Source organism: Rhodanobacter sp. C06 (assembly GCF_002001105.1).
GTDB lineage: Bacteria > Pseudomonadota > Gammaproteobacteria > Xanthomonadales > Rhodanobacteraceae > Rhodanobacter_A.
This window is the reverse complement of sequence record NZ_MUNP01000062.1, coordinates 65,059-71,058: the sequence shown is the minus strand read 5'-3', so window position 1 is coordinate 71,058 and position 6,000 is coordinate 65,059. Positions and strand designations below refer to the sequence as shown.

Annotated in this window: 7 protein-coding genes; 3 read left to right on the top strand and 4 right to left on the bottom strand. The window is 63.2% G+C overall.

Annotation, left to right across the window (positions count from 1 at the left end; all coding sequences use genetic code 11):
• The first annotated feature begins 197 nt into the window (after positions 1-197).
• Positions 198-1,061: a hypothetical protein gene (locus B0E52_RS13725; protein WP_139351695.1), complete on the top strand. Its 864-nt coding sequence runs from the start codon at positions 198-200 to the stop codon at positions 1,059-1,061.
• 261 nt (positions 1,062-1,322) lie between these two features.
• On the opposite strand, the gene B0E52_RS13720 is transcribed toward B0E52_RS13725, so the two are convergent.
• A complete protein-coding gene (locus B0E52_RS13720; protein ID WP_077484683.1) occupies positions 1,323-1,841 on the bottom strand; it encodes a lipocalin-like domain-containing protein in 519 nt (172 codons plus the stop codon).
• A 123-nt stretch (positions 1,842-1,964) separates the two neighbouring features.
• Between B0E52_RS13720 and B0E52_RS13715 the strand changes: the two genes are divergently transcribed.
• Positions 1,965-2,840, top strand: a complete 876-nt coding sequence (locus B0E52_RS13715) for a LysR substrate-binding domain-containing protein (RefSeq protein WP_077484681.1) — start codon at positions 1,965-1,967, stop codon at positions 2,838-2,840.
• Between the two features lie 33 nt (positions 2,841-2,873).
• Here the strand turns inward: B0E52_RS13715 and B0E52_RS13710 are convergent, their stop codons facing one another.
• Positions 2,874-3,380, bottom strand: a complete 507-nt coding sequence (locus B0E52_RS13710; protein WP_139351694.1) for a hypothetical protein — start codon at positions 3,378-3,380, stop codon at positions 2,874-2,876.
• 92 nt (positions 3,381-3,472) lie between these two features.
• On the opposite strand from B0E52_RS13710, the gene B0E52_RS13705 reads away from it, so the two are divergent.
• Entirely contained in the window at positions 3,473-3,733 is a 261-nt protein-coding gene (locus B0E52_RS13705) for a hypothetical protein (RefSeq protein ID WP_077484678.1), read from the top strand.
• A gap of 209 nt (positions 3,734-3,942) precedes the next feature.
• Here the strand turns inward: B0E52_RS13705 and B0E52_RS13700 are convergent, their stop codons facing one another.
• Complete coding sequence (locus tag B0E52_RS13700) at positions 3,943-4,830, bottom strand: patatin-like phospholipase family protein (protein ID WP_077484676.1); 888 nt, start codon at positions 4,828-4,830, stop codon at positions 3,943-3,945.
• 121 nt (positions 4,831-4,951) lie between these two features.
• Positions 4,952-5,845 (bottom strand): phenylalanine 4-monooxygenase, encoded by an 894-nt coding sequence (phhA, locus tag B0E52_RS13695; protein ID WP_077484674.1) that lies wholly within the window; start codon positions 5,843-5,845, stop codon positions 4,952-4,954.
• Positions 5,846-6,000 lie beyond the last annotated feature (155 nt).

Sequence of the window (6,000 nt, the reverse complement as noted above, 5' to 3'; positions counted from 1 at the left end):
GAGCAACGGTGGGAGACGTGCGTCCGCAGGGCGGGAAAACGCGCCATGCGCCCACCATCACGACCGTCATGCATAGATCGCGGCTATCGAGAGTGGCGCGAGACGGTGCTTCTCAACAGCCTGCTAGAGACGGTAAAAGAGCTGCGCGCGTACGACGCGCGCGGGAATGAGCCGCTGACCTTGGCTGTCGAGGAAATATGCTCATTCGGATTCCAGTCGCCGCCTACCGCAGTGAAGGCAATGTTGTTCGTGTGACCTACTTGGCACATAGCCTAACGAGGCCTGCGGTCTATCTGGATCACTGGGCATTGATGCTCTTTGGAGAATCGACCGAACTCGGTGATCGGCTGGTCAATGCCTTGCGCAACAAGGGTGGCTGCCTGTGCCTTTCCTATCTTCATGCGGGCGAGCTATGCCAAGCGGACGATCCACGGCATGCGGATGAAGTTGACCGCTTAGTCGAACGGTTGATGCCGCATGTGTTTTTGGTCCGGGCAGATCATAACTTGAAACGGCGGGGGACCAATCCGCTCGCGCTGGTGCCCGATATCCAGCTCGCGGAGCGCCTTGCACGCATGCAGCTGCGGCCACCGGGTTCACCTGGCTACTTCCGGACTTTCTGGAATTCTCGCGATCTATACCGCGACCAAGACGGAAACACGCTGCGCGACGTATTTGAACAATCCACCGAAGCGATGGTCGAGTCGTTTACTCGAACACGCGAAGACATTGAGTTCCGCGAAAGGGCGAGAACCTATAAGCCGACATCCAACATCGCAGCAGGATGGGTGTTCTTGGGTGAGCTGATGAAGTCAGATTTTCTGACGCCTGAGGAACAGCTGGACACCCATGATGTTGTGGACATACAGCACGCTATCAACTTGCTTCATTGTGACTTTGCATTGCTCGACAGGACGTGGGCCTCGAAGGCAAACCAAGCGCGCGATCGCCTGAAGAAGATCGGCATCGAAGTGGCGGAATGCTTTTCCAGAAGAAACAACGGCATCGGGCGCTTCTTGCACGCGGTCGAGGACTACGACGCGGGGCGCGCGAAACCATAGCCATGTCCGTGGTTTGCACGGAATCGGCCAAGCTTGGACAACGGCAGCAAGGTGATCAACATCGCATGCTGTTCAGATCTACCGGAATGCTGTTCAGTTATCACCGAAATCCGCAACAGGAACCGGTTCTCGAAGCGCGCGTTTGCCCGAGGGAGACACATGGCGATCCGTGCTCGCCGTGTGTCCGATCGTTTGCCGGGCAAACGCGGGTGCCTGCCTTTTCATTCTGATGGATGCGGGCATCCGGCGTTCCGCGACCCTCTAGTCAATCTTCCGCCAGACCGAGATCGGTACGTCGCCATTGGGGCGCGCAGTCACGCGGTAGCTCAGCACGCCATCCTTGAGCTGGTACTGCCGACGCTGCTCCTGTCCCTCCCAGTTGGGGAAGGAAGCCCACTGGATGTGGAAAACAAGAACACCGCGGTCCGGTTCGATGCGGAGCGTGCCGTAGTGGGTGCTTGAACCCATCACGGCGGCCTTGTACTCGTCGGGCGTTCCCTTCGCCTTGTCACCGGCATGGAAGGCCGGCCGCTCGGCCTTGAAGATCTGCAATGAGTAGTGTTCCTGGTTGTCGATCATCAGCAGCCCCTTGGGCTGCGCGCCGTAGTCGGATGCGCGCGAACCATCGGGGTGCTGGACGTCGGCCGCCACCAGTGTCCAGGTGCCGACGAGCGACGAGGCTCCGTGCGCCGAACCGGCGAAAGCGGCGGACGTCCAGAGCAGGCATGTCGAGAGGAGTGCAGCGATGGCACGGCGGCTGGCGGCTGTATGAACGTTCATGCGGTGGGTTCCCGGGTTGGAGTGGCGCGCGCGAATGGCTGCGCGGGTCACCGGATGCTAGGCTCGGGATACGCTGAAGAAAATCCGATAATTCAGAATCATTCCATCGGAAAAACGAAAGCAATGTCCTTGCCGAACCTGGATATGGACGCCCTGCGGACCCTGGTGGCGATCCTGCAACTGGGAAGTCTGGGGCGTGCGGCGGAGCGGGTAGGCCGCTCCCAATCGGCGGCGAGCCAGCAGATCAAGAAGCTGGAAAGCCAGTTCGGCCAGCCCCTGTTTCGCAAGCAGGGGCGAAACATGGTGCTGACGGAAACCGGCGAGCTGGCGCACTCCTATGCGCGCCGCATCCTCGAGCTCAACGACGAAGCCGTCCGCGGCGTGGCCGGCATGTCGGTGGAAGGCGTCGTGCGTTTCGGCCTGCCCGGCGATTTTGCGGAGACCTGGCTGCCCGCGGCGCTGGGCCAGTTCAAGCGGGCGCATCCGGCGGTGCGGGTGGATGTCGAAGTGGCACGCAACGGGCTCTTGCTGGAACGCCTCGATCGCGGTGAATTCGACCTCGTGCTCGCGATGGGCCATGGCAGCCGCGCGGACGCCAGGCGCGTGGCCACGCTGCCCATGACGTGGATAGGGCCGGCAGGCGTGGATGCGGTCGTGAAAGCCGGCACCCCGCTCGATCTCGCGCTCTACAACCCGCCTTGTTTCTTCCGTCGCGCAGGCATCGAGGCGCTCGACCACGCCTCGATGCCCTGGCGACTGGCCTACGCTACGGCAAGCTTGCAGAGCCTTTGGGCGGGGGTCGCGGCCGGCCTCGGCATCACGCTGCGCACGACGGCCGGCATACCGCCCTCGCTCATGCGGCTCGATGAAAGGCATGGCTTGCCCCCGCTTCCCGTCGTCGAACTCTGCCTGCACTCGGGGCAGAACACCTCGAACCCCGTGTCAGGCCAGCTCGAGCGGGTGGTGATCGACCACGCCGTAGGCAACCTGGGGTTGTAGCGAGTTCTGGCGCGTGCGCGCCGCAGTGGCGGACTATTTCGCGAGTGCGACCGAGACCTCGGTGCGCCATTCCTCCAGCATCGCACGGTAATGCGGTCCGGCGAGGAAATGCTCCACGAACGCGCGGCCGGCATCACTCAAGGCAGTGAGCGTGTAGGTAACCTGCACCTGGGCACCAGCGCGCTCGTCGGTGCAGCGTACGTCGACCAACCCCATGTTGGAGTCCTCGACCAACCTTGCGTAGCTGGCGTGGCCGATGCCCGGCTCATAGTCAGTCACGATCCATGTGGTGGGTCGGCCGTTTTCGTGGCGGGTGCGGAACACGCTGCCGCGTTGCACCGAGCCGCTCAGCATCTGCGGTTGCCAGCCTTCCGCCCATCGCCGCTCGCCCGGTGCAGTGAACAGCGGCATCGCGCGGGCGCACGTCGTGGCCAGATGGAAGCTGCCGGTGTTGGAAGCCGGTGCGGGTGTCTGAGCGGTGGCGGCAAGCGGTGTGACGGTGCAAAGCGCGAGAAAGAGAGTCGGGCAGAAATGAGTCATGGCGCCATTCACGTTTGGCATGTATGTACCAATATACCAAACAAGCGGCACGCCGTGCCTATACTGCGACTTTCCGCCCGCATACCTGTCCCATGGCCGCCAAGACCCCACTCAAACCATCGATCGATCGAGTGCAGACCGGCGTGCGTCTGGAAAAGCGCCTGCTCAAGGTGCTCAAGGGCTTGGCCGAATCGCTGGATCTCTCGCTCGGCGACTTGCTCGAAGGCATCGCCCTGCATGCGCTGGACAACAAGCTGCCATTCTCAACTGACACGCTGAAGAAGATCGCGGACCTGAAACGCGTCTACGGGCTGGATCTGACGGCCGCTGACAGCCATCGTCTGCGCGAGTGAGGAGTACGAGGTTGGTACGCTACCAACGCGGGAAATAGCGCGGCCGCGGACGTGCTACCTATTCCCGGTCATGGAGCTCTGCCTGCACGCGGGGCGGGACCTGTCGAACCCCGTGTCAAGCCAACTTGAGCATGTAGTGAAGGAGCATGCCGTCAGCAATTTGGGGTCACAAGAAGCTTTCGGCATCGACGCGACAACGCAGTGAAGCTTCAAGCGATACGCAGCCTGCCGCTGGTGAGCGCTTCCCGTGCGTTGCGTTCGCCCAGCGCCCACGCGTCGAGCACGTTGGCGCGTGCGGTGCAGTCCAGCATGCTCACCGGGATACGCGTGCTGGGTTGCCAGTAGCTGCGCTCGTTGGCACGGAATATGGCAGGCAACTTCGGATAGTGGCGGGTCAACAACACGAGCGTGCGCGCTTTCTCGCTGTCGGTTTGCGATGGCAACGGCGCGTTGTCCGTGTAGCCGCCATCGAAGGCGTATTCGCCATCGATACGTCGCGCGGGGATGAATGGCAGCGCAGCGCCCGCCGCGGCCAGCAATGTGCGGGCCTCGTCGAGACTGGTGCAGTCGCGCAGCTCGCGGAATTCCTGTCGCAAGCCAAACCGGCGCGGCAACTCGGGATGCAGCGGTCCACGCAGGCACTTGTCCACGAGATAGGCCAGCGTGGCGATGCCGATGGAGCCGCGCAGTCCCAACCAGCGCGCCGGCCGGGTGATCGCCACCTGCAGGCGATGCTTCGACTGCCGCAGCGCCTGAAAATGTTCGGCATCGACAAAACTGGCCAACCATGTCGGGTAGATGTGGCGGTGCGCGTAGTGCAGTCGCCCGCGCAGCAGGCTGCGCCATTCGAACATGCGGGTACGGTCGGCATACAAACGCTGGCAAGCCGCAAGCGCGACTTGTGGTCCGGCAGTAAGGAAGGCCGCGGCCACGGCGGCGCCGCCGCTGGTGCCCACCAGTTGCATGGGCAGTTGCCAGCCGTGGGCGAGCAGCTGCGAGACCGCGCCGGCCTGCCACCAGCAGCGGTTGCCGCCGCCGGCGAAGATCAGGGTGTCGATGCCGGCAAGATCGAGGCTGGCGAGTGATTCGATGAGCATGGCTTCCCTGCATGGATGACGGGCAAGCCCCACGCATTGAGGCGATGCCAAGCCGATGCAAGGCCGGGACACGAAAAAGCCGGCGCATGGCCGGCTTCTTTTCGTTTTCGCAGGAACGCGCTCAGGTATCCGCGCCAGTCGCAAACCCTTCGCGCGTACCGCGATTGAACACGCGGTCACCCTCCAGCACATCGGCGGCGGCATGCGCGGGCTCGGCCTTGAGCTTCGCGTAGATCGGCGTGAAGTCGGGGTGCGTCGCCTCGAACAACTGCTCGAAGCTGTCGATCACGAAGTAGGTCTGCTGGTAGGTGTCGATGCGGTAGCGCGTGCTCATCACGCGTTCGAGGCCGAAGCCGATGCGGTTCGGCGCGGACGAGTCCAGGCAGTAGATCGACTCGCCCTTGGAGCTGACGATGCCGGCGCCGTAGATGCGCATGCCTTCGTCGGTGTGGATGAGGCCGAACTCCACCGTGTACCAGTACAGGCGCGTCAGGTTCATCAGCGCTTCGGGGCCGATGCCGAAGGCCTTCATGCCGCCGCGGCCGTAGGCCTGCATGTAGTCGGCGAACACCGGGTTGAGCAGCAGCGGCACGTGGCCGAACAGGTCGTGGAACAGGTCGGGTTCGCTGAGGTAATCGAGCTGCTCGGGCTTGCGGATCCACCAGCTCACCGGGAAGCGGCGGTTGGCGAGGTGGTCGAAGAACACCTCGTCGGGCAGCAGGCCTTCCACCGCGACCACTTCCCAACCGGTGGCCTTGCCCAGCACCTTGTTGAGATCGGCAAACTTCGGGATGCCGCCGTCGCCGAGGCCGAAGCGTTCCACGCCGGCCATGAACTCCTTGCAGGCACGGCCGGGCAGCAGTTCGCGCTGGCGCTTGTACAAGGTGTCCCACACCTCGTGGTCGGTGCGGGTGTAGCCGGACCACGGCTGCTCGACCACGCCCGTCGCGTAGACCGGGATGTAGCCGCGGTCGGTCTGCTGATGTTCGACCTTGCGGGGCGTGGTGTTTTCCATGGCGGGCTCCGGGGCTGGACGGGGTTCCGGCCGGCGCCGGAATGACCATCCAAAGCATACGGCAAACCCGCCGCACGAAGCTTGCAATGTTGCGCGCGACACGGATTTGGACGCAATATTCGTGCTCGGATTGGTTGATATGTCGAGGTATCGTG

Coding starts and splice junctions, on each gene's coding strand:
- B0E52_RS13725 (WP_139351695.1), top strand. CDS start 198: ATGCTCATTCGGATTCCAGTCGCCGCCTACCGCAGTGAAGGCAATGTT.
- B0E52_RS13720 (WP_077484683.1), bottom strand. CDS start 1,841: ATGAACGTTCATACAGCCGCCAGCCGCCGTGCCATCGCTGCACTCCTC.
- B0E52_RS13715 (WP_077484681.1), top strand. CDS start 1,965: ATGTCCTTGCCGAACCTGGATATGGACGCCCTGCGGACCCTGGTGGCG.
- B0E52_RS13710 (WP_139351694.1), bottom strand. CDS start 3,380: ATGACTCATTTCTGCCCGACTCTCTTTCTCGCGCTTTGCACCGTCACA.
- B0E52_RS13705 (WP_077484678.1), top strand. CDS start 3,473: ATGGCCGCCAAGACCCCACTCAAACCATCGATCGATCGAGTGCAGACC.
- B0E52_RS13700 (WP_077484676.1), bottom strand. CDS start 4,830: ATGCTCATCGAATCACTCGCCAGCCTCGATCTTGCCGGCATCGACACC.
- phhA (WP_077484674.1), bottom strand. CDS start 5,845: ATGGAAAACACCACGCCCCGCAAGGTCGAACATCAGCAGACCGACCGC.